This window comes from Halarchaeum nitratireducens (genome assembly GCF_017874695.1).
In the GTDB taxonomy this organism is placed as follows: Archaea; Halobacteriota; Halobacteria; order Halobacteriales; family Halobacteriaceae; genus Halarchaeum; species Halarchaeum nitratireducens.
On the sequence record NZ_JAGIKY010000007.1, the window covers coordinates 78703 to 101515 of the forward strand.

The window sequence follows — 22813 nt, forward strand, 5'->3', positions numbered from 1 at the left end:
GGGACAACGGACGTTACGGCCGGAGCGAGGCGCGCCGCGAGCCTACGCGTCGGCGGGGAGACGCACGAGCGCGCGGCGGAGGAGCGGCGGCATCGCCACGGACGTCGCGACGGCGACGACGACGATGGCGGCGTAGAGCGTCGGGCTGAGGACGCCGAGCGCGAGGCCGAGGCTTGCGATGACGATCTCCATCGCGCCGCGGGCGTTCAGGCCGACCGCGAGGCAAGCGATTTCGGCGCGCGAGAGGCCAGCGAGCGCGCCGCCGAGCGCGACGCCGGCGGCTTTCGAGGCGACGGCGACGACGAGTAGGAGGGCGGCGACGCCGGCGGCGCCGGGCGTGAGGAGCGTCCCGACGTCGACGCGGAGGCCGGCGGTGGCGAAGAAGAGCGGGGCGAGCAGGCCGAGCGCGACGACGTGAAGGACGCGGCCGGCCGCTTCGTCGAGGCGGCGGCCGGCGAGCACCCCTGCGGTGAACGCGCCGACGACGGCTTCGACGGCGACGGCGAGGCCGGCGGCCGTCGTCGCGAACCCGACGAGGACGACGGCGGAGAACTGGGAGAGCGCGGGCGAGCGTGCGCGTGCCGCCCGTTCGAGGAGGACGTCGACGACGCGCCGGCCGACCGTCGCGGCGAGCAGGACGAAGCCGGCGAGGACGAGGAGCGTGCGACCGACCCGGAGCGCGTCGACGCCGCCCGTTCGGACGGCGTCCGCGACGACGGAGAAGACGAGCCAGCCGACGGCGTCGACGACGGCGGCGATCACGAGGGTTCGCTGGCCGACCGGGCGGTCGAGCGCGTCCAAGTCGACGAGAACGCGGATGGTGACGGGGACGGCGGAGACTGCGAGCGCCGTCCCAACGACGAGCGAGACCGCGAGCGACGAGACGCCCGCCGGCAGGGCGTCCGAGGGCAAGAGGAGGGTGACGCCGATGCCGGCGACGAACGGCACGACGAACCCGCCGGCGGCGACGGCGGCCGTCGCGGACGCGTGGCGCCTGAGCGCCGCGACGTCGACCTCAGTGCCGGCGAGGAGGAGCAGGAGGACGAGGCCGAGCGACGCGAGCACGTCCAGCCACGCCGGAATCGGGACGACGAGACCCGTGAGCTCGGGCGCGAGCAGGCCGAGCGCCGCGGGGCCGAGGACGAGGCCGGTGAGGAGCTCGCCGACGACGGGCGCGAACCCGACGCGCGCGGCGAGCGCGCCGAGGCCGTGCGCGGCGACGAGCACGAGCGTCAGCGTCGCGAGCACGCCGAACAGCGGGTCGGGGATGCCGGTCATACCGACGGGAGCGGCGCGACCGCTATCAAAGGTGGTGGCTCGCTCACTCCATCGGGCCCATCGTCGCCGTGAACACCGCGGTCTCGTCGCTCTCGTTGCGCGCGCCGTGCGGGACGCCGCGCTCGAAGGGGACGACGGCGGGCGCGCCGACGCGCTCCTCCTCGTCCCCGCGAACGACGACGAGGTCGCCCTCGAGGACGTGGAAGACGTTCGTCTGCTCGGGGTGCTCGTGGGGGTCGACCGCCGCGCCGGGCCCGAGCGCGAACGCCTTCACGAGCACGTCGGGCGAGTAGTGGAGTTCGGTCGTCACGACCTCGCCGTCGCCGGCGTCGGTGTCGACATCGTCGTAGCGGTCCATACACGAGTCGTCGCGGGGTGAGAAGAAAGACGTGGCGGACGCCGGTAACGGAGTCGGTAACGCGGTCGCGGAGCGCTCGCGGCCGTTTTCCCCTCTGCGAAACCGACGGTCTCGCCGACCCCGCGTTCGCTCCGTTCACGCGGACCGTGTGTGTGCGAGGAGGGGGTCCCCGCAGGAGCCGAAGGCCCGAGGAAACCCGACGAGGGAAAAAGGCGGTGCTTACTCGTACTCGATGGTCGCCGGCGGCTTGTGGGTGACGTCGTAGACGACGCGCGAGCAGTCCTCGACGGTGCCGGTGATCCGACTCTGGAGGCGCTGGAGGGTCTCCCAGTCGAGCTCTTGGGCGCGCGCGGTCATGCCGTCGCGGCTCTCGACGGAGCGGACGGCGACGACGTGGCCGTGGACGCGGTTGTCGCCCTTCACGCCCGTCGCGCGGCCGAGGACGGCGGCGAACGCCTGCCACGGGTCGTACTCCTCGAGTTCGTCCTCGACGATGGCGGTCGCCTCGCGGGCGACGCGAACCTTCTCGGGGGTGACTTCGCCGACGACGCGGACGGCGAGGCCGGGCCCGGGGAACGGCATCCGTTCGCTGATGATCTCCTCGAGGCCGAGGTGGCGCGCGACCTCCCGGACCTCGTCCTTGTAGAGGTCGCGCAGGGGTTCGATGAGGCCGTCGAAGTCGACGACGTCGGGGAGCCCGCCGACGTTGTGATGGGACTTGATGTTCCCCTCGCTTTCGATGCGGTCGGGGTAGATGGTGCCCTGTACGAGGTAGTCGGCGTCCACCTCCTCGGCGACGGTCTCGAACTCCCGGATGAACTGCTCGCCGATGACGTGGCGCTTCTCCTCGGGGTCGGTGACGCCCTCGAGCTCGTCGAGGTACCGCTCGGTCGCGTCGACGACGCGGAGGCGCTCCATGTAGCCGAAGACCTCCTCGATCTCCTCGGTCTCGCCCTTGCGCATCAGGCCGGTGTCGACGTAGACGGGGACGAGCTGTTCGCCGACGGCCTCGTAGGCGAGCGCGGCCGCCGTCGAGGAGTCGACGCCGCCGGAGAGCGCGATGATCGCCGTCGAGTCGCCGAGCTCCTCGCGGATCTCCGCTTTCGCGTCGTCGACGAAGGATTCGACGTCGACCATTACTGCGTCACCTCCGTGCCCGCGGCGACGTCCGCGCGCTCCATGACGGCGTCGAGGAAGCCCACGAAGGGCGGGCTCGCCCGGCTCGGCCGGGAGCGGAACTCGGGGTGGAACTGCGTCCCGAGGAAGAACGGGTGGTCCTCGCGCTCGACGATCTCCATGCGGTTGCCGGCGTGCCCGGAGAAGGTGAGGTCGTCGGCGGTGAGGCGCTCGATGTACTCGGGGTTGACCTCGTAGCGGTGGCGGTGGCGCTCCGTGCACTCGGTGGCACCGTACACGCGCTCGGCGAGCGTGCCCTCGTCGATCTCGGTGACGTGCGCGCCGAGGCGCATCGTGCCGCCGAGGTCCTCCAGGTCGTACTGCTCGGGCAGGAGGTCGATGACGGGATGGGGCGTGTCCTGGTCGATCTCGGCGGAGTGGGCGCCCTCCAGGCCGAGGACGTTGCGTGCGTGCTCGACGACGGCGAGCTGGAAGCCCAGACAGAGCCCGAGGAAGGGGACGTCGTGCTCGCGGGCGTAGCGGACCGCGTCGAGCTTCCCGGCGGTGCCGCGTGCCCCGAAGCCGCCGGGGACGACGACGCCGTCGGCGGTCCGCAGGCGCTCCTCGTGCTCGTCGCCCATTTCGTCGGCGTCCACCCACTGGACGTTCACGTCGACCTGTTTCTCCAGGCCGGCGTGCTTGAGCGACTCGTGAATCGAGATGTAGGCGTCCTCGAGGGCGTACTTCCCCACGAGGGCGACGTCGACCTCACCCGTCGCGTCCCGGGTGACGATGTCGCGCCACTCGGTGGAGCGCTCGGCGGCGGGGAGGGCGTCCTCGGCGATGGCGAGGCGCTCCATGACGTACTCGTCGAGACCCTCGTCTTCGAGGACGAGCGGGACGTGATAGATGTCCTCGACGTCGGGGTTGGAGAAGACGGCCTCGGTGGGGACGTCGCAGAAGAGCGCGATCTTCTCGCGGACGTCGTCCGCGAGCTTCTCGGGGTTTCGCCCGACGAGGATGTCCGGCTGGAGGCCGATACTCCGGAGTTCCTTCACCGAGTGTTGCGTGGGCTTCGTCTTCTGCTCGCCGTTCTTCGAGTTCGGAACGAGCGTGACGTGCGTGAAGAGGAGGTCCTCCTCGTCCTGCTCGTGGCTGAACTGTCGTAAGGCCTCGAGGTAGGGCATCCCCTCGATGTCGCCGACCGTCCCGCCGATCTCGACGATACAGACGTCCGTCCCCTCGGCGGCCTCGCGGATCCGGCGCTTGATGTCGTCGGTGACGTGCGGGATGACCTGTACCGTCTTCCCGAGGTAGTCGCCGGCGCGTTCGCGCTCGATGACCTCCTGGTAGACCTTCCCGGTCGTGACGTTGTGATCGGAGGTCATGTCGACGTCGAGGAAGCGCTCGTAGTTCCCCAGGTCGAGGTCGACCTCGCCGCCGTCTTTGAGCACGTACACCTCGCCGTGCTGATAGGGGTTCATGGTGCCCGCGTCCACGTTGAGGTACGGGTCGACCTTGACGGCGGTGACGTCGAAGCCCGCGTTCGTGAGGAGGCGACCGAGGCTCGCGGCGGTGATGCCCTTCCCGAGGCCGGACATCACGCCGCCGGTGACGAAGACGAACTTGTTCCCCAGATCGGGGTCGTATCCGGTCTCCTGCGGCATACCGCGTCTGCGGCCGAAACGGTCAAAACGGTTTCGGAGGCGTCCGCGTCGTGCGACGAGATGCCACGCCACCGAATGACTCGTTCGACGGACGTTCGTCCACCGAAGGCGGTCCGTAGTGCCCGTAGCCGCAACACTAACAGCGCGCCGCCCGACCCCTCAGGTATGAACGACACCATGCGCGCGGTCGAGGTTCCGGAGGCGGAGGCCGACTTCGACGTCGTCGAGAAGCCGGTCCCGGAGCCCGACAGCGACGAGGTCCGCGTCGCAGTCGAGGCCTGCGGCGTCTGTCACAGCGACGAGATGACGAAGGAAGGGCTCTACCCGCGCATCGAGTATCCCCGCGTCCCCGGTCACGAGGTCGTCGGACGCGTCGACGCCGTCGGCGACGACGTCACGGAGTGGGAGGAGGGCGAACGCGTCGGCGTCGGCTGGCACGGCGGTCACTGCTTCACCTGCGAGGCCTGTCGCCGCGGCGACTTCATCAACTGTGAGCACGCCGAGGTGACCGGCCTCGATTTCGACGGCGGCTACGCGGAGTACACCGTCGCCCCCCACGAGGCGCTCGCGGCCGTCCCGGACGAACTCGACGCCGCGGACGCCGCACCGCTGCTCTGTGCCGGCATCACGACGTTCAACGCGCTGCGGAACAGCGACGCTCGGCCGGGCGACCTCGTCGCCGTTCAGGGCGTCGGCGGTCTCGGTCACCTCGGGATCCAGTACGCCCACGAGGCCGGCTTCGAGGTCGTCGCCCTCTCCCGGGGGACCGACAAGAAAGAACGCGCCCTCGAACTCGGCGCCGACCACTACGTCGACACGGAGGCGACGGCCGCGGCCGAGGAGCTCCGAGCGCTCGGCGGTGCGAGCGTCGTCCTCGCCACCGCGCCCTCCGCGCCCGCCATCGAGTCCGTCGTCGGCGGCCTCGGTGCGGACGGCGAGGTCATCGCCGTCGGCATCCCCGGCGAACCCGTCGGCGTCCACGCGGGCGCGCTCGTCGGCGTTCGGGGCTCCGTCTCCGGGTGGGCTTCCGGGACGGCGAAGGACTCGCAGGACACCCTCGAGTTCAGCGCGCTGCGCGACGTGACGCCCGAGATCGAGACGTTCGACCTCGGCGACGCGCAGGACGCGTACGAGAAGATGCTCGCCAGCGAAGTCCGATTCCGCGCCGTCCTCGAACCGTAGGCGGAGGCACGACGCGCCCCTACCCCGAGGTCTTTTTTCGCGACTCCCGCATCGCCGCGTATGACAGACGAGACGATGCGCGCCGTCGTCGTCCCCGAGGAAGGTGCCGCCTTCGAGACCCGCGAACTCCCCGTCCCGGAGCCCGACAGCGACGAGGTCCGCGTCGCCGTCGAGGCCTGCGGCGTCTGCGGCGGCGACGACGCCGCCCGCGAGGGGCACGCCTACGGCGGCGGATTGGAGTATCCCCGCGTCCCCGGTCACGAGGTCGTCGGACGCGTCGACGCCGTCGGCGACGACGTCACGGAGTGGGAGGAGGGCGAACGCGTCGGCGTCGGCTGGCACGGCGGTCACTGCTTCACCTGCGAGGCCTGTCGCCGCGGCGACTTCCACTCCTGCGAGCACGCCGACGTGATGGGCGTCCAGCGCGACGGCGGGTGGGCCGAGTACACCGTCGCTCCCCACGAGGCAGTCGCGGCCGTCCCCGAGTCCTTCGACGCCGTCGAGGCCGCCCCGTTGCTCTGCGCCGGCCTCACGACGTTCAACGCGCTACGACACAGCGACGCCCGGCCGGGTGACCTCGTCGCCGTTCAGGGCGTCGGCGGCCTCGGTCACCTCGGGATCCAGTACGCCCACGAGGCCGGCTTCGAGACGGTGGCTCTCTCCCGGGGGACCGATAAGAAGGAGCACGCACTGGACTTCGGCGCCGACCACTACGTCGACGTGGAGCGCGAGGATCCCGCCGAGAGACTCCACGCGCTCGGCGGCGCGAGCGTCGTCCTCGCCACCGCGCCCTCCGCGCCCGCCATCGAGTCCGTCGTCGGCGGCCTCGCGGCGGACGGTCGCGTCGTCGCCGTCGGCGTCCCGGAGGAGCCCGTGGACGTCCACGTCGGCGCGCTCGTCGGGACGCGCGGCGCAGTCGAAGGGTGGGCCTCCGGGACCGCGCTCGACGCCGAGGAGACGCTGGCGTTCAGCGAGCGCCGCGCGATCACGCCGGCGGTCGAGACGTTCGCTCTCGACGACGCGGAAGCGGCGTATCAGCGGATGATGGACTCGGACGTTCGGTTCCGCGCCGTTCTCACGCCCTGAGACGATTGGCGAGGAACCGCGCGATCGTCTCGACCGCCTCGCTCGTCGCACCCGCGAACGCGTGATCGGCGTCGAGAGTCGTCACGCTCGCGCCGGCCGATTCGGCGGCCGCGACCACGGGCCGCCAGTCGGCCGTCGCGTCGCGGGTCCCGACGACGAGGGACAGCGGGACGTCGATAGCGGTGACGGCGTCGGGGACGTCGAGGTCACCATCGTCCGCATCGAGCGCGGCGACGGGTGCGAGGAGCGCGACGCCGCGGAGCGGCACGTCGACGCTCGCGGCGGCGAGGGCGGCGATCCCGCCACCGAAACTGTAACCGAACAGCCCGAGCGTCTCGTAGCGCTCGCGCGCCCACCGGAGGGCGTTGCGCGCGTCCTCGCGCTCACCGCGGCCGCGGTCCCAGTCGCCGTAGTCGAACCGGAGGCACGCGACGCCGCGCTCCGCGAGGGCGTCGCTGACGGCACGGAGACGCACGTCGCCGCGATGCCCGCCGTGACGCGGATGAGGCGGACACGCCACGACGCAGGCGTCGCTCCCCTCAACTGGGGCGTCCAGCGTCCCGACGACGCGCCGAGCGCCGGGCACGAGCACCGTCGCATCGGTCACGGTCGGACGATGGCGGGTGAGGACTATTACCCTTCGGCCCACTACGGTGGGCTATGGGTCTACTCTCGCGCGCCTCCTACCTCGTCCGCTCGAAGCTCAACTCGATCCTCAACCGGGCGGAGGACCCCACGGAGACGCTCGATTACTCGTACGAACAGATGCGCGACGAGCTGAAGGACGTCGAGCGCGGGCTCGCGGACCTCGTCGCGCAGAAGAAACGCCTCGAAGTGCAACGCGGGCGCCTGCAGGAGAACGTCGAGAAACACAACGAGCAGGCGCGCGAGGCGATGCGACAGGACAGGGAGGACCTCGCGCGACGCGCGCTGGAGAAAAAGCAAGCGAAGCTGGAGAGCATCGAGGAGATGGAAGACCAGATCGCGTCGCTCGAATCCACCCAGTCCGACCTGGAGGAGAAGAAGAGCCAGCTCCAAGAGCGGATCGAGCGCTTCCGCACGAAGAAGGAGACGATGAAGGCGCGCTACGAGGCCGCTGAAGCGCAGAACCGCGTCTCCGAGGCGATGACGGGCGTCGGCGACGAGATGGCGGACGTCGGGCGCGCGGTCGAACGCGCCGAGGAGCGCACGGAGGAGATGGAGGCCCGCGCGGCCGCGATGGACGAGCTCACCGAGCGCGGCGTGCTCGAAGACCAGTTCAGCGACGAGGACGCCATCGACCGCGAACTCTCGGCGGGCCGCGCGAACCGCGAGGTGGAGGCGGAGCTGGAGACGCTGCGCGCCGAGAACGGGGGAGAGCGCGCGTCGAAGGGATCGGCGCGCGAAGCGGACGCGACGAGCGCCGGGGCGGACGCGGCCGTCGACGAGGCGGCCGTCGAGGCGGAGCTCGAATCGCTCCGCGAGGAGGAAGCGGAAGAAGAGGAGGACTCGAAGGCGTAACGCCGGCCACCACCGCTTTTGGCGTCGCCGGCCGTCGAGTGCGCCATGTCGGGAGCCGACGACCAGCCGAGCGACACGATGCGCGAGCGGGTGCCCGAGAACAGCCGGAAGTTCTGGGTGCTCCTCAACGCCGATCGGTGGCTCGTCGCGGGGGGGATCGTCGGTGCCGTGTTCGTCGCGCTCGTCGCGGCGGGCCTCCTCCACCCGACGCCAGTCCGCACGCTCCTGACCGACGGCGACCCCTTGGAGACGCTGTATCAGGCGCTCGTCGGCTCGACGATCACGGGCGTGACGCTCGTGTTGACGCTGAGCCAGCTCGTCCTCTCACAGGAGCAGGGGCCGATCGGCGATCAGCGCGAGCGCATGGAGGGGGCGATGTCGTTCCGAGCGGACGTCGAGGACGTCATCGGCGAACCGGTGAGCCCCGCACAGCCCTCGGCGTTCCTCCGTTCGCTCGTGAAACTCACGGAGCGGCGCGCGCAGGCACTCGAGGACGCCGTGGGCGAGATCGACGACGACGACCTCACCGCGAAGGTCGCGACGTACGTCGAGAACCTCGAAGGAAACGCGGAGACGGTCGCGTCGAACCTCGAAGGATCGCAGTTCGGCGAGTTCGACGTCGTGTTCTCCGCGCTCAACTACAACTATTCGTGGAAGCTCTACGCGGCCAGACGCATCCGCGCGGCGCACGCGGACGCACTGAGCGAGTCCGCCGCGGAGGCCTTCGACGAGCTCATCGAGGCGCTCGAACTGTTCGGTCCGGCGCGCGAACACTTCAAGACGCTCTACTTCCAGTGGGAGCTCACGGACCTCTCTCGGACGGTCCTCTACGCGTCGGTGCCGGCGATCGCGGTGGCGGTCGGCGCGCTGCTCTTCTTCGATCCGTCGTACGTGTCGCGGGGACGGGTCGCGCTCGTCGTCGCCGCGCTGACGGTCTCGGTGACGCTGACGCCGTTCGCCATCCTCCTCGCGTACGTCCTGCGGATCGTCACGGTGACGAAGCGCACGCTCTCGATCGGTCCGTTCATCCTCCGGGAGACGGACCGCTCGCACGATCTCGATTGGGACGAGACGGGGTCTGCGGGCGGTGAGCGCCGCGAAGTCGAGGATTAAGCCGCGGCGAGTCGCGTTCGCGCGGCGTCGAGACAGAGGAGGCAGACGACGCCGCCGCAGAAGACGAGGACGTCGATCGCGCGCCCGGGGATGCCGAGCGTGAAGATGAGGACGGTCGCGTAGGCGGGCGCGTGGCGGGCGTCGAGGAGGGTCATTCCGACGGTCGCGGTGATCACGGCGACGACGACCGCCGCGACCTGATGGAGGCCCGTCGCGGTGTGCGCCAGGAGGTCGAGTCCGGTCAGCGGACCGACGAGGGTGCGAACGGCGGCGAACGCGACGACGACGCCGACGACCTGTCCGAGGAGCAACTCGCGGGCGAGCGGCCGCCACGGGCGGTCGCGGACGACGAGGGCGTACGCGGAGGGGCCGAGGCTCGGGAGGAGGACGGGGAGGCCCGTCGCCCACGCGAGCAACGCGAGCGGGCCGAGGAGGACGGCGAGCGACGCGGCGTCCCCGAGGCCGACGCCGAACTCGTCACCGCTCGCCATGCGGCGTCAGCGACCCGCGATCCGCGCCCGCCGCGCGCACGTCGAGGCGTTCATCGGCCGGCGAGGAACGTCGGTTCGAGGTGTTTCTGTGCGACCTCGCGTTCGAGATGCTGGCGGAACTCGGGGCGGGAGACGTCGTTCGCCTCGCGCTCCATGCGGTCCCGGACGCTGATGACGTTCGCCGCCTCCTCGTCGCCGCCGACGATCGCCATGTACGGGACGCGGTCCTCGTGGGCCTGTTGGATCTTCTTCCCGATCGTCCACGAGCGGTCCTCGACCTCGACCCGATAGTCGTCGAGCTCCGCGGCGATCTCGCGAGCGTAATCGAGGTTGTCGTCGCTGATCGGCAGGATGCGGACTTGCTCGGGAGCGAGCCACGTCGGGAACTTCCCGTTGAAGTGCTCGATCATCACGCCCATGAAGCGCTCGAAGCTCCCGAGGAGGGCGCGGTGGATCATCACGGGGTGGTGTTCCTCGTTGTCCTCGCCGACGTACGTCAGATCGAGGTTGCGCGGGATGTTGAAGTCCACCTGCACGGTGCCGATCGTCCACTCGCGCCCGAGGGCGTCGCGGGCGTTGATGCCGATCTTCGGGCCGTAGAAGGCGGCCTCGCCCTCTTCGACGTCGTAGTCGAGGTCCTCCTCGCGCATCGCGTCGATGAGCGCGTCCGTGGCCTGCTTCCAGATCTCCTCGCTCCCCATCGCGTCCTCGCCGCGCGTCTCCAGCTTGTAGAGGACGTCGAGGCCGAAGTGGCCGTAGATGTCCTCGATGGACTGGAGGATCGAGAGAATCTCTCCCTGGATCTGGTCGGGGCGGACGAACGCGTGACCGTCGTCCTGCGTCATGCCGCGCACGCGGAGGAGGCCGGAGAGTTCGCCCGACTGCTCGTTGCGATAGACGTTGCCGAACTCGGAGAAGCGAAGCGGGAGGTCCCGGTAGGAGTGAGTGTTCGAGTCGTAGATGTGCGCGTGGTTCGCGCAGTTCATCGGCTTCAGGCCGTACTCGGTGTCGTCCTGACTCCAAGCGAACATCTCGCCGTTCTCGGTGAACGTCTCGTAGTGGCCCGTAGGCTTCCAGAGGTCCGTCTTGTTCAGCTCGGGCGTACGGACCTCCTCGAAGCCGAGGTCGTCGTTCTTCTCGCGGACGTACTCCTCGAGCTCGCGGCGGATCGCCATCCCGTTCGGGTGGTAGTGGACGCAGCCCGGCGAATGCTCCGGGATGCTGAAGAGGTCGAGCTCGCGCGCGAGCTTGCGGTGATCGCGCTCCTCGGCCTCGGCGAGCATGGCGAGGTGGTCGTCGAGTTCGGCCTGCGTCTCGAAGGCCGTCCCGTAGACGCGCGTGAGCGTCTCCTCGTCCTCGTCGCCGCGCCAGTAGGAGGCAGAGATCTCCAGCAGTTCGAAGCCGCCGATCTCGCCCGTCGACTCGACGTGCGGGCCCTTACAGAGGTCCTGGAACTCGCCCTGCCGGTAGAAGGAGACGGTGTCCTCGCCCGCGGCCTCCTCCTCCAGGATCTCGCGTTTGAACGGGTTGTCGTCGTAGAACTCCAAGGCGTCCTCGCGATCCATCGTGACGCGCTCGACGTCGAGGTCCTCCTCGATGATCGCCTCGGCCTCGGCCTGGATCTCGTCGAGGTCGGCCTCGTCGAGGTCCACGCCGTGGACGTCGTAGTAGAAGCCCTCGTCCGTGTACGGGCCGATGGTGAGTCGGGCGTCCGGGTGGAGGCGCTGGAGAGCCTGCGCGAAAACGTGTGCGGCGGTGTGACGGAGGACGTCGAGGTACTCCTCGGAGGAATCCGTCACGATCTCGATCCGGCAGTCCTCGGTGAGGGGGTCGTCCTTCGAGACGAGTTCCCCGTCGACGACGCCGGCGACCGTGTCGCGGCCGAGGCCCTCGCCGATTCGGTACGCGACGTCCTCGACCGTCTCCCCGGCCTCCGCGTCGAGCTCGGAGCCGTCGGGGAGCGTGACCGTGATCTCGCTCATGGGCCGTGATACGGCCAACGGCCCACATAAGCGTGTCCGTCCGGCGACACCCCCGGCGAACCGACGGCGATCAACCAGCGGGGACGGCGTCGCGTTGAAACGCGATGGCGCGCACAGCCCGGCGTATGCCCTGATCACGCGACCCGTCCGCGGCCACCGCGAAACGGTGGCGCGGCCGCGGACGGGACCGAGGAGCGCTACCCGTTCGCCACGGGCTCGGCCAGCCGCGCGCCCGTCCCCGGTCGGTCGACGGCCGCGAGGTCGATCTCGCCGTCGGGCATCGGCACGCCCTCGTACGGGTCGTCCGCGAGGAGCAGCGACCCGTCGAGGTCCGCGTAGTCGACGAGCGGTGCGAGCTGCGCCGCGGCGGCGATGGCGGCGTTCGACGACACCATGCAACCGAGCATCACGTCGAGGCCGCCGGCGCGGGCGGCGTGGATCAGTCGGCGCGCCTCGCTGGGCCCGCCGCACTTCATCAGCTTCACGTTGGCGATGTCCGCGATCTCGGCCACCTCCGGGACGTCCGCGAGCGTGACGCACGACTCGTCGGCGGCGATCGGGAGCGCGCCGCGTTCGCGGACGAAGCGCATTCCGTCGGGGTTCTCCGCGGGGACGGGCTGTTCGACGAACTCGACGTCGGCGTCGGCGAGCCACTCGGTGTTCGAGACGGCCTCGCGGGGCGTCCACGCCTCGTTCGCATCGACGCGGAGCGTCGCGTCCGGCGCGGCGTCCCGCACGGCTTCGACGATCTCCTCGTCCCGCGACGTACCGAGTTTCACCTTCAGGATCTCGTAGCCCGCGTCGACGGCGTCGCGCGTCTTCGCGCGCATCCGCTCGGTGTCGTCGAGACCGATCGTGAACGACGTCTCGGGCGCGCTCGCGGGATCGAGCCCCCAGTAGCGAGACAGGGGGAGGCCGACGCGCTTCGCGGCGAGGTCGCAGCAGGCGATGTCGACGGCGGCGCGCGCGGCCGGGTTGGCGCGAACGACGTCATCCATCGCGGCGGCGATCCGTTGGTGGTTCGCCGGGTCGCCGACGCGCTCGACGGCCGCGAGGAGGTCGGGGAGGACGGCCTCGACCGTCTCGACCGTCTCGCCGTAGTGCGCGGAGGGCGCGGCCGCGCCGACGCCGGTGTGTTCGTCGTCGCTGACGCGGACGACGACGTTTTCGGCGGTCGCCGACGAGCCCCGCGAGATCCCGAACTCGTGTTCGAGCGGGAGAGTGAGCCGCTCGAAGTCGGAGGTGAGGCTCACAGCACCGCGTCGAGGACCTCGTCTGGCCCCTGCCGGATCGGGTCGGCGGCCGGGCGGCCGAGCGCGTCGGCGTACTCGTCGACGGCCGCGTCGGCCGCGGCGTCGTCGTCGACGGACCGGGTGTTCAGCGCGCCCGCGACGACCTCGCTGCCGCCGACCGGTGCGGCCAGCGACTCGTGGAGGGAGACGAACTCCGGGATCGACGGGAGCGACTGACTGAACCCGTGGAAGCGCTCGCGGCCGGTGGCGTGACAGAGCACGAGCTCGTCGGCCATCGAACCGTGGAGGATCGCGGTCGAGACGCCCGAGTAGGCGGGATGGGCGATGCTCGCCTGGCCCTCCACGAAGAGGTAGTCGTGGTCGTTTCCGCGTTCGAGGACCAACTCCTCGACGGCGCCGGCGGCGAAGTCGGAGATGACGCGGTCGATCGGATACCCCCAGCCCTCCGCCATGATGCCGGTCTGGCCAGTGGGCACGACCGCGGCGTCGACGCCGCGCTCGCGGGCGGCGTCGACGAGTTCGAACGTCGTCGTCATCTTCCCGACGCTGCAGTCCGTCCCGACGGTGGCGATCACGGTCGCGTCGACGCTGTCGGCGACGCCGTCCGCGACGCCGAGGTCGTTCGGCGGTCGGCGGACGTCCCAGAGCTCGCAGCCGTGCTCCTCGGCGAGGGTTCGGAACTCGCTGTCGTCTTCGAGGAAGTAGTGGAGCCCGGAGATGACGTCGCAGCCGCGTTCGAGCGCGGCGCGGACGTCGGGGCGCCACGACTCGTCGAAGCCGCCGCCGATCGGCGAGATGCCGATGAGGAGCGCGTCGAGCGGGTCGTCGACCTCGCTGAGCGACGCGACGATGGGCGCGTCGGGGAGCGAGGCGTCGCAGTCGGCGACCCGCTCGCCGCCGCGGTCGCGGTCGAGCACGGCGACGACGTCGTGTGCACCGTAGCGGAGGACGCCGGTGGCCGTCTTCGCCCTGTCCGGGAACTTCTCGTGCGCGAGAATGGCGATACGCATACCGTATCGGTGGTGGGAGGACGATTTAACGGTTGTCAGACCGACTCAGAGCGAGCGGTACGGGACGGTCCAGAAATCGCTCGCGGCGGTGGCGAGGGCGTCCAACGGCTCGCCGCTCGCGTCCGAGGGCGCGCTGGCGTCGGCGTCGAACTCGCCGAAGAGCGTCGTCTGTCCGGTGACGTAGCACGCGTCGTAGCCGTACTCGCCGTCGAGGGCGTCGAGGGTAGCGCGGGCGTCGTCGAGGTGCTCGTCGATCTGACTCTCGCGGCGGCGCTCGAAGCGCGACTGGGAGAATCCGCCCTTCGAATGCGTGCTCTTCACGTCGCTCTCGAACCCCTCGACGTGGACGCGCTCGACCCCGTCGCCGGTCGCGTCGTAGATCCCGACGGCGAACAGGTCCGCGCGGACGAGCGCGAGGGCGTACGTCCCCGTCGGCTCGAACCACGAGCGATCGAGGCGAAAGGACTCGCCCCACTCGCAGAAGGCGTCGGGGGCGAGCGGCGGGGCGAACGTCGCGGCGACGAGCGAGGCGTCGTCGACGCAGACGAGACACGGGGCGGCGCGCTCGACGAGCGGGGCGCGCTCGCCGAGGGCGTCGCTCACGGGCTCGGGGACGGCGTGTTCGTCGGTCACCATCGCGGTGAGCGCGCCCTCCGGGTCGGTCTCGATGCCCGCGAGGCGATCGAGCACGTCGGCGAGTCGGGGGCCGCGAAGCGCCTCGCTGGCGCGATAGTCGACGTGCGGTCCCTCGTCGCCCTCCGCGCGCTCGGCGCGGTCTTTCAGCTCCGCGATCCGGTCCTCCAAGCGGTTGATCGTCTCCTCGGCCTCGTTGCGCGCGGCGACGGCCTCGCGACGGCGCTCGTTCTCCGCGTCCAACTGTGCCCGGAGGCTCTCGGTCTCGGCCTCCAGTTCGGCGATCCGCTCCTTCAGGGAGGCCCGACCGAGGAGTCGATCCAGCATGCCCCGAACGCGGGTCGGGCGCCGCTTAGGGGTTCCGGCCCGGACTACACCGCGCCGACCTCGAAGAGCCGACGGGCGTGGTCGGGCCGGGCGAGCAGCACCTCGGCGAGCGCGGGCGGGTTGTCGACGCCGGCCTCATCGAGCGTCTCGCGCGGGACGACGAGGGTGTCCGCGGGGACGTCCGCGTCGCCCTCGACGCGGTAGTGTCGGGTTCCGACCTTCATGACGAGGGGATAGTCGGTGCGCGCGAGCCCCTCGTCCGCGTACACCTGCTCGTTGACGCGTTCGTGTTGGCGGCGCTGGAGCGCGGCCGTGCCGTCGTCGGACGGTTCGACGTAGAGCCGTCCGAGGTAGTAGCCGGTCGAGAACACCTCGAACATGTGTGTTATACTCTGCCACAGTGGGTGAAAAACCCATCGGCGGTGACGGGCACTGCGCTACCCTTTTGAGCGCGTGGCGCCAACTCACGTCCGTATGGACTCCGGGGCACTACTCGACCTCCTCGGCAACGAGAACCGGCGTCGCATCCTGCGCTTGCTCGCGCGCAAGCCCTGCTACGTCACCGAGATCAGCGAGTACCTCGGGGTCTCCCCGAAGGCCGTCATCGACCACCTCCGCCGCTTGGAGGAGGCCGGAGTCGTCGAGAGCCGAACGGATGAGAAACGCCGCAAGTACTTCCACATCGCGCGGAACCTCCGGCTCGAAGTGACCGTCTCGCGCCACGGCTTCGGCGCGAAATCCGCCTATCCGGCGAGCCGCGACCTCGATCTGACGCGCTGTCACCACCTCTCGATCGACGGCGTGGCGGACGTCGCCGCCGGCGTGGACGACGGGGCGGATGAGGACGCGGACGATGAGACGGACGACGACGCGAGCGGCGACGTCGCGTCGCTCGCCGCGGACCTCGCGGAGTTGGAGAGCTTAGAGCGCGAGCTGTCGCTCGCCCAGCGCTGGGTGCAGGGCCGCCTCGCGGACGTCCGGGACGACCTCGCGGGGGCGCTCGACGCGGACGACCACGAGGGGCTCTACGCCGAGATCGTCGCGGCCGTCGCGGACGGGGCGGGAACCGTCGAGGCGCTCTCGCGGCGCGTGGACGCGCCGGCCGAGGTCGTCGAGCACGCGATCGGCGACCTGCTCGAACGCGGCGTCATCGAACCCGACGGCGACGACGGGTGGTGCGTCACAGGCTCCGAGTGAAACCCGCGCGCAGGTCGCGCCCGAAGTAATACCCGACCAGCCCGGCGAGCGCGCCGATCCCGGCGACGGCGAGCGCGAACGCGACGCCGGAGCGCGCGAGGAAGTCCACGGTGATCGGAAGGAAGGCCGAGGTGAGGAGTCCGAGGAGGACGCTCCCCACGGCCGCGAGCGCCCCGGCGAGTGCGACTTCGACGTAACACCGCCGAGCGGACGCGACGCCGAGCGCGAACGTCGCGGCGGCGAGGCCGACGAATCGCGTCAGCGATCCAACGAGCGGGACGAGTCCGCCGACGAAGAGCCCGGCGGCGGCGAGGACGAGCGCGAGGAGAAACCGGCGCGGTGAGAAGAACGTGCGGGCGCGTGCACGGAGACCGCCGGGACGCTCGTCCCGTCTGCGATCGCGACTCGCGTTTGCGCTACCGCGTGCGCTCGCTCCGTCCGCCCCGTCGAGATCTCCGAGCGGATCGTCGCGCGACATGTCCCTTCGTGCGCGGGCGAACCGTATGGCTCTTGCCCCGCCGCCGAACGGATGGTTTCAAGGGTAGCGACGCGCGACTCTCACTCATGCACTCAGGGGACCGCGTCCGCGTAGAGCGCGACGGACAGGTGAACGAGGGCGTGCTCCTGCCGTCTTCGACGCCGGAGCACCTCGTGGTGAAACTGGAGAGCGGCTACAACGTCGGCGTCGAACGCGAGGACGCCGACGTCGAGGTGCTCGAATCGGACGTCTACGCCATCGACGGCAACGCGGGCGAGGGGGACGGCGAGGGCTCCGAGGTCGCCTTCGACGACGACCTCCCCACCATCGCGCTCATCAGCACCGGCGGGACGATCGCCTCCACGGTCGACTACCGGACGGGCGCGGTGACGGCGCAGTTCGACGCCGAGGACGTCCTCCGCGCGGTCCCCGACCTCGCGGGCCGCGCGAACTACCGGGGGAGGGTCGTCGCCAACATCCTCTCCGAGAACATGGACCCCTCGATCTGGCGCGAGCTCGCCGAGGCCGTCCGCGAGGAGATCGCCGACGGCGCGGACGGCGTCGTCGTGATGCACGGGACCGACACGATGCAGTACTCCGCGTCCGTCCTCTCGTTCATGCTCGACACGCCGGTCCCGGTCGTCTTCACGGGGAGTCAGCGCTCCGCGGACCGGCCCTCATCGGACAACGTGATGAACGCCGTCTGCGCCGTCGAGGCCGCGAAGTCCGACGTCGCCGAGGTGATGGTCTGCATGCACGCGACGCAGTCCGACGACCGGTGTGCCCTCCACCGCGGGACGCGCGTCCGAAAGGCCCACACGTCGCGGCGCGACGCCTTCGAGACCGTCGACGGGACCCCGATCGGCCACGTCGACTACGAGAGCGAGACGGTCAGCTACGACGACGCGGCGGCCCTCGCCGAGCGCGGCGACGCCGACCTCTCGCTCGACCCGGCGCTCGAACCCGACGTCGAGCTCGTGACGTTCACCCCCGGGATGGATCCGGCGTTCCTCGAGATGCTGGAGGGACGCGCCGGCGTCGTCATCGAGGGGACGGGGCTCGGACACGTGAACTCCGATCTCGTGGACGTGATCGACGACCTCACCGACGCCGGCACGACGGTCGTGATGACCTCCCAGTGCCTCGGCGGCCGCGTCTGCGATCGAGTGTACGACACCGGGCGGGACCTCCTCGACGCCGGCGTGATCGAGGGCGAGGACCTCCTACCGGGGACGGCGAAGACGAAGCTGATGTGGGCGCTCGCCAACACGGACTCCCCAGCGGAGGCGATACGGACGCCGCTCGCCGGCGAGCTGAGCGAGCGCTCGGTGCCCGAGTCGGCGCAGTAGCGTCGACGGCGACGCGTCCGACGGGCGGTGCGAGTCGGACACGAGCGACGTGATCGCGGGCACGAACGTGATCCCCGCGTCACGCGTGCCGACCGCGCATGGCCGAGCACGAGACGCCGGGACTCGTCGGGCGCCTCCGGGACGCGTACGGCGACGGGCTGCGGGCGGTGGCGACCTACGACCGGGACGGGTACAGCGCCACTGCCGGAACGAGGCCGTCACGGCGGCGTACGACGGATCTGACTTCGACGCCATCTACGGGGACGTCGTGCTCCAGGACGTCACCCGCGACTACCACGAGACGTTGTTCGACGACCTCGGTGCCGTTCGGGGGACGTTCCGGCACTTCGAGGAGGGGACGATCGCGCGTTTCTGGTCGCTCGATCACGACGCGGGCGTGTTCGTCGCGTTCGACGGACGGCCGACGTCGGCGTGCGCGCTCCACGTGCTCGTCGGCAAGCACTACGAGTGAGGCGGTCAGCCGCCGCTGACGGGCGGGAAGAGCGCGAGCTCGTCGCCGCCGTCGACGGCGTCGTCGAGCGTCGCGTCCGCGCCGTTCCGCAGGAGGTTGACGTGGTCGTAGAGCGTCCCGTCGTCGGCGAGGACGCGCTCGCGCAGCGCCGGTCGCTCGTCGAGGAGGGCCTCGAGGGCGTCGCCGACCGTCGCGTCCGCCGAGACGGTCACGTCGACCCGGTCGTCGCCGGCGACTTCCGCGAGGTCCGCGAACAGCTTCCACTCCATACCGTCGGTGGGAGCGCGCGCGGTATCAGGCTGTCGTCAGGCGTCGCCCTCGCCGTCACCGGGGACGCCCGTGCTCGCGGCCACCTCGGCCTCCCGGACGGCCTCCGGGCGAGCGACGAGGTAGAGGACGTCGCCGACGGCGAGCGGACGGGCGAGCGACGGGATGGGGTCGATCGGGCCGTCGGCGGGGCGGACGGCGGCGACGGTCGCTCCGACGTCCTCGACCGTCGCGCCGGCGAGCGCGCTCCCCTCTCGGACGGTGACGGTCGCCATCGTCTCGTCGGCCCCGCGGAGGATCGAGGCGAACTGCCGGTCGGCGCTGGGGTCGTTCGGGAGCGTGAGCAGGCGATAGTCGCCGCCGGCGATCCGCTCCGCGTCCGCGGCGTCGAGCGCGATCGTGGCGACGTCGTCCGCGACGCCGCGGAGCTCGCCGGTCGCAACGCGCTCGGGCGACGGCTCCGTCCGCCAGACCTGCACGGCGTCGCCCGGGCCGGCGTCGTTCGGCGGGTCGGCGCGGACGGCGACGGCGCCCATCCCGGGCCCGAGCGTCGGGCCGATGCCGGCGAGGCGGGTGCCGACGGCGAAGTACTTCACCGCGCCGTTCGCGTCGAGGTCGACGTCGACGTAACCGACGTCGTAGTCCTCGCGGAGGCGAGCGGCGAGGCGGGATTCGAGGTCCGCGACGGTCAGCCCGCGCGGGAAGAGCAGCGTCTTGTTCGCCATCCGCTCCTTCGTCTCCTCGGAGACCGGATCGTAGCCGTCGACGTCGTCGATCTCGTCGGGGATCTCCACGGTGACGACGCGGCCGACGGCCTTGACGAGCTGGCCGACCTCGCCGTCGACCTCGCGGGTGCCGAGGAACGCGAAGGTCTCGACGGCGATGCGATCGCCGGCGCGCGCGCCGGGTACGCCGAGCGCGATCGCGACGGCGAACGCCGAGAGGTTGAACACGATGTCGGTCGGGTCGAACACGGTGGCCTGATTGGCCACGACGGACGCGAACGCCGTCTTCGTGTTCAAGTAGAGCGCGACGCCGGAGACGCCGGCGAACGTCCCGAGCGCCGCGTGTGCGCTCTGCCGGAAGTACCAGCGGTAGACGGCGCTCACGGCGAACGCGACGAGGAGGGAGAAGACGCCGAGGCCGGCGATCCGGAGCGCGCCGCGGGTCAGTACGTCGACGAAGTCGACGGCCCCGCTCTGGAGGGGGAAGGCGAGCGCGCTCCCGGCGAGCGCGAACGCGAACGCGGGCGCGGAGACGGCCATCACGCCGCCGCCTCCGCGAAGGCGTTCAGCTTCTCGCGCGTCCCGACGACGAAGCAGTCGTCGCCGCCCGAGACGGCCGTGTCGCCCCGCGGCGCGACCGTCCACGAACCGTCGTGACGGAGGGCGATGACGGCGACGCCGTACGCGTCGCGGACGTCCGCGTCGCCGAGCGTCGTTCCGTCGAGCGGCCCATCGGCGCGGAGGGTGAGCCGTCGGACGCGGTTGCCGGTGCGCCGGAGCAGGGAGAGGAGTTCGAACTCACGGCGGGTGCCGCGTGCCGTGACGACGACCGACCCCCGGCTCGCGGCGACGAGCGTCTCCGCGCTCGGTCGGTCGGTGGCGACGGTGATCCGTCCCTCGCCGCCGGTAGTGACGGGCGCGGGGGTACGAGCGGGCACCTCGACGGCGGTGCCGCCGTCGGTCGCGGCGGGCGTCGGCGATACCTCCGCGTCCGCCTCGTCCGGTTCGGCGCTCTTGGCGGCGACGACGGTGCCGGTGCAGTCCCCGACGTCGGTGTGGAGCGAGACGACGTCGCCGCGCGCGACGCCCGTCGGGACGAGCGCGCTGACGGAGACGGCGCGTTCACCGCGCGGGACGCGCTTCGAGACGCCGGAGAGCGGCGGGGCGACGACGACGGTCGCGCGGGCGCGCTCGTCGATGCGGACGTCGGCGTCCGCGACGTCGAACTCGACGCGGAGACGCTCCTCGAAGCGGCGTTCGAGTTCGGCGATCGGGAGGTCGGCGGGGAACGTCCAGTCGACCGCGGCGATCTCGGTGCGCAGGGTCTCGGGGAGCGGCGGGTAGCCCTCCATGTCGCCGACCGCGCCGACGATGGGGACGCGGACCTGCCCGATGCCGCCGACGAGGTCGACGACGTCCCGCGAGAGGGTGCGCTCGCGGAGGCGCTTGAGCGAGAAGTGTTTGGGGAGGTTCGCCCCGAGCGCGTCGCCGCGTGCGTGGGCGTAGAAACACCCCATCAGGACGACGACGAGGGCGGTGACGAGCGCGATGCTGTTCGAGGACTGGACGACCGTGACGTCGTTGAACGCCATGAGCCCGCCGTTGATGCCGGCGATGGCGATCCCGAGGACGACGACACCGAACGCGGGGATCGTGAGTCCCGTGACGTATCTGAAGACGAAGCCGAACCCGAAGCAGACGAGCGCGGGGATCACGCCCGTGAGGAGGCCGAGATAGACCCCGAGGAGGACCTGCATCGGGAACGACCCCGTGGAGAGACCGAACGGCATACCCCGACCGTGGTGCGGGGTGGGTAAATCGGTACCGCCGCGACCGGGGACGCGCGCACCTCGTGTGCGCGTCCCCGGTCGCGGCAAGCGGTCGGTGCGGAGCGGTGGGTCAGGAGTGCGGGGCGGTGGGGCGGAAGCGTGACGCGGTGGGTCGAGAATGCGACGCCGTAGTGCGGTTCGACCCGGCGGCGCGCACCCCGTGTGCGCTCCCCGGTCGCGGCCCGCGGTCGGCGACGACGCCGCCCGTCCGTCGCCGCGCGTCGCGGACGCGTCGCGCTACGTTTATACTGCGTGCGCCCCCCGCCCCGACATGGCTCGCACGAACCGGCGGCTGTTGTCGGCGCACGCCGCCGTCCTGCTCACGTCGCTCGTCGCCGTCCTCTCCGTGGTGACGGGCGTCGTGAACATCCTCAGCCCGCAGTTCGGGCCGTTCGTTCCGGGCCCCGTCCAGCAGGTCGCGGGGTTCACGGGAACGCTCACGGGCTTCCTGATGGTCGTCTCGGCGCTCGGGATGCGCCGCGGCCTCCGCACGGCGTGGTGGTCGACGGTCGTCCTCCTGCCCGTGACGGCGGCGCAGGGACTCGTGCAGGTGTCGGTCTACTCGGTGCCGCTCGTCGTGCTCTCGCTCCTCTCGCTCCCGGTCGTCGTATCGATGCGCGCGCGCTTCGATCGGGGGCTCTCGCTGTCGACGAGCCAGATCACCGCGGCGGTGGCGCTCGCGGGCGTGCTCGCGTACGGCACCGTCGGAACGTACGCCTTACGCGATGGGTTCCCCGGCGTCTCCTCGCTGCTCGACGCCTTCTACTACACGCTCGTCACGGCCAGCACGGTCGGCTACGGCGACATCACGCCGAAGACGGAGATGGCGACGCTGTTCTCGCTCTCCGTCCTCGTCCTCGGCGTCGCCGGCTTCGGTATCGCGCTCAGCACCCTCCTCGGGCCCGCCATCGAGGCGCGCTTCGCCTCAGCACTCGGACGCATGACCCAATCACAACTCGAATCCCTCGAACACCACGTTATCGTCGCCGGCTACGGCGAGCTAACCGAATCGATCCTCGAAGAACTCGGTGACGACCACGAGTTCGTCGTCGTCGTGAAGGAGCCCGCCACCGGCTCGGCGCTCCGCGAACGCGGTTTCAACGTCCTCACGGAGGACCCCTCGGACGCCGCGTCGCTCGAACACGCCGGAATCGACCGCGCGGACGCGGTCGTCGCGGCGACCAACGACGACGGACAGGACGCCCTCGCCATCCTCACCGCGCGCCAACTCCAGCCGGACGTCCGGATCGTCGCCGCGGCGACCGAGCGGGAGAACGAGAAGAAGCTCCGCGCGGCGGGCGCGAACACCGTCATCAGTCCCGCGGTCATCGGCGGACGGCTGTTGGTGCAGTCGGCGCTCGGCGACGAGGACGCGGAGGAGACCGCAAAGCAGGTGACCGGAGACGAGGAGCAAGACGGAAGCGGGAACGGGAACGGAAGCGAGAGCGGAAAGGGAGACGGGAACGCGAGCTGAGCGGCGCGGGACGAACGTCGGGTGGG

The 22813-nt window shown here is 71.0% G+C and carries 23 protein-coding genes; 8 read left to right on the top strand and 15 right to left on the bottom strand.

Annotation, left to right across the window (positions count from 1 at the left end; genetic code table 11):
* Positions 1-42: 42 nt before the first annotated feature.
* The 4 genes from J2754_RS08440 to J2754_RS08455 form a co-directional block, all read right to left on the bottom strand.
* Complete coding sequence (locus J2754_RS08440) at positions 43-1278, bottom strand: cation:proton antiporter (protein WP_211087175.1); 1236 nt, start codon at positions 1276-1278, stop codon at positions 43-45.
* A gap of 43 nt (positions 1279-1321) precedes the next feature.
* A complete protein-coding gene (locus J2754_RS08445; protein WP_211087176.1) occupies positions 1322-1636 on the bottom strand; it encodes a cupin domain-containing protein in 315 nt (104 codons plus the stop codon).
* 219 nt (positions 1637-1855) lie between these two features.
* The gene (gene guaA, locus J2754_RS08450) at positions 1856-2773 is read right to left on the bottom strand and encodes a glutamine-hydrolyzing GMP synthase (RefSeq protein WP_188876761.1); all 918 of its coding nucleotides are present in this window, start codon (positions 2771-2773) and stop codon (positions 1856-1858) included.
* The gene (locus J2754_RS08455) at positions 2773-4419 is read right to left on the bottom strand and encodes a CTP synthase (RefSeq protein WP_188876760.1); all 1647 of its coding nucleotides are present in this window, start codon (positions 4417-4419) and stop codon (positions 2773-2775) included. Before J2754_RS08455 ends, guaA begins: the two co-directional genes overlap by 1 nt.
* 165 nt (positions 4420-4584) lie before the next feature.
* On the opposite strand from J2754_RS08455, the gene J2754_RS08460 reads away from it, so the two are divergent.
* Positions 4585-5601 carry an alcohol dehydrogenase gene (locus J2754_RS08460; protein ID WP_245332940.1) on the top strand — a complete coding sequence of 339 codons (1017 nt, stop codon included), beginning with the start codon at positions 4585-4587 and terminating at the stop codon, positions 5599-5601.
* A 75-nt stretch (positions 5602-5676) separates the two neighbouring features.
* Complete coding sequence (locus tag J2754_RS08465) at positions 5677-6687, top strand: alcohol dehydrogenase catalytic domain-containing protein (protein WP_188876913.1); 1011 nt, start codon at positions 5677-5679, stop codon at positions 6685-6687.
* Here J2754_RS08465 and J2754_RS08470 read toward each other — a convergent pair.
* Positions 6677-7294 carry an alpha/beta hydrolase gene (locus J2754_RS08470; protein WP_211087177.1) on the bottom strand — a complete coding sequence of 206 codons (618 nt, stop codon included), beginning with the start codon at positions 7292-7294 and terminating at the stop codon, positions 6677-6679. The genes J2754_RS08465 and J2754_RS08470 overlap by 11 nt on opposite strands.
* Before the next feature lie 53 nt (positions 7295-7347).
* On the opposite strand from J2754_RS08470, the gene J2754_RS08475 reads away from it, so the two are divergent.
* Both J2754_RS08475 and J2754_RS08480 read left to right on the top strand, forming a co-directional pair.
* A complete protein-coding gene (locus J2754_RS08475) occupies positions 7348-8187 on the top strand; it encodes a PspA/IM30 family protein (RefSeq protein WP_211087178.1) in 840 nt (279 codons plus the stop codon).
* 45 nt (positions 8188-8232) lie between these two features.
* Complete coding sequence (locus J2754_RS08480) at positions 8233-9300, top strand: DUF7972 family membrane protein (protein ID WP_188876757.1); 1068 nt, start codon at positions 8233-8235, stop codon at positions 9298-9300.
* Here J2754_RS08480 and J2754_RS08485 read toward each other — a convergent pair.
* The 6 genes from J2754_RS08485 to J2754_RS08510 form a co-directional block, all read right to left on the bottom strand.
* On the bottom strand, positions 9297-9791 hold the full coding sequence (locus tag J2754_RS08485; RefSeq protein WP_188876756.1) for an HPP family protein: 495 nt from the start codon (positions 9789-9791) through the stop codon (positions 9297-9299). The two genes, J2754_RS08480 and J2754_RS08485, sit on opposite strands and share 4 nt — an antisense overlap.
* A gap of 50 nt (positions 9792-9841) precedes the next feature.
* Positions 9842-11773: a threonine--tRNA ligase gene (gene thrS, locus J2754_RS08490; protein WP_188876755.1), complete on the bottom strand. Its 1932-nt coding sequence runs from the start codon at positions 11771-11773 to the stop codon at positions 9842-9844.
* A 197-nt stretch (positions 11774-11970) separates the two neighbouring features.
* The gene (locus J2754_RS08495; protein WP_211087179.1) at positions 11971-13026 is read right to left on the bottom strand and encodes a dipeptide epimerase; all 1056 of its coding nucleotides are present in this window, start codon (positions 13024-13026) and stop codon (positions 11971-11973) included.
* Positions 13023-14036 (bottom strand): N-acetyltransferase DgcN family protein, encoded by a 1014-nt coding sequence (locus J2754_RS08500; RefSeq protein ID WP_211087180.1) that lies wholly within the window; start codon positions 14034-14036, stop codon positions 13023-13025. Before J2754_RS08500 ends, J2754_RS08495 begins: the two co-directional genes overlap by 4 nt.
* Positions 14037-14081: 45 nt before the next feature.
* Positions 14082-14996: a Vms1/Ankzf1 family peptidyl-tRNA hydrolase gene (locus J2754_RS08505; RefSeq protein ID WP_211087181.1), complete on the bottom strand. Its 915-nt coding sequence runs from the start codon at positions 14994-14996 to the stop codon at positions 14082-14084.
* 44 nt (positions 14997-15040) lie between these two features.
* Positions 15041-15376, bottom strand: coding sequence for a DUF5802 family protein (locus tag J2754_RS08510; RefSeq protein WP_211087182.1), 336 nt, complete (start codon positions 15374-15376; stop codon positions 15041-15043).
* Positions 15377-15470: 94 nt separating this feature from the next.
* Here J2754_RS08510 and J2754_RS08515 point away from each other — a divergent pair, with 94 nt between their 5' ends.
* Positions 15471-16193, top strand: coding sequence for an ArsR family transcriptional regulator (locus J2754_RS08515; RefSeq protein WP_211087183.1), 723 nt, complete (start codon positions 15471-15473; stop codon positions 16191-16193).
* Here the strand turns inward: J2754_RS08515 and J2754_RS08520 are convergent.
* Entirely contained in the window at positions 16177-16671 is a 495-nt protein-coding gene (locus tag J2754_RS08520) for a hypothetical protein (RefSeq protein WP_211087184.1), read from the bottom strand. The two genes, J2754_RS08515 and J2754_RS08520, sit on opposite strands and share 17 nt — an antisense overlap.
* Before the next feature lie 86 nt (positions 16672-16757).
* Here J2754_RS08520 and gatD point away from each other — a divergent pair, with 86 nt between their 5' ends.
* Positions 16758-18020: a Glu-tRNA(Gln) amidotransferase subunit GatD gene (gatD, locus tag J2754_RS08525; protein WP_188876748.1), complete on the top strand. Its 1263-nt coding sequence runs from the start codon at positions 16758-16760 to the stop codon at positions 18018-18020.
* An 85-nt stretch (positions 18021-18105) separates the two neighbouring features.
* Entirely contained in the window at positions 18106-18492 is a 387-nt protein-coding gene (locus J2754_RS16830; RefSeq protein ID WP_483420141.1) for a DUF7522 family protein, read from the top strand.
* A 5-nt stretch (positions 18493-18497) separates the two neighbouring features.
* Here the strand turns inward: J2754_RS16830 and J2754_RS08535 are convergent, their stop codons facing one another.
* The 3 genes from J2754_RS08535 to J2754_RS08545 are packed head-to-tail and all read right to left on the bottom strand — an operon-like array spanning position 18498 to position 21274.
* Positions 18498-18761: a ubiquitin-like small modifier protein 1 gene (locus J2754_RS08535; RefSeq protein WP_188876746.1), complete on the bottom strand. Its 264-nt coding sequence runs from the start codon at positions 18759-18761 to the stop codon at positions 18498-18500.
* A gap of 36 nt (positions 18762-18797) precedes the next feature.
* Positions 18798-20024 (bottom strand): TrkA C-terminal domain-containing protein, encoded by a 1227-nt coding sequence (locus J2754_RS08540; protein WP_229772757.1) that lies wholly within the window; start codon positions 20022-20024, stop codon positions 18798-18800.
* On the bottom strand, positions 20024-21274 hold the full coding sequence (locus J2754_RS08545; RefSeq protein ID WP_211087185.1) for a potassium channel family protein: 1251 nt from the start codon (positions 21272-21274) through the stop codon (positions 20024-20026). The genes J2754_RS08540 and J2754_RS08545 overlap by 1 nt, the downstream gene beginning before the upstream one ends.
* Before the next feature lie 310 nt (positions 21275-21584).
* Here J2754_RS08545 and J2754_RS08550 point away from each other — a divergent pair, with 310 nt between their 5' ends.
* Positions 21585-22787, top strand: a complete 1203-nt coding sequence (locus J2754_RS08550; RefSeq protein WP_188876743.1) for an NAD-binding protein — start codon at positions 21585-21587, stop codon at positions 22785-22787.
* Positions 22788-22813: the final 26 nt, after the last annotated feature.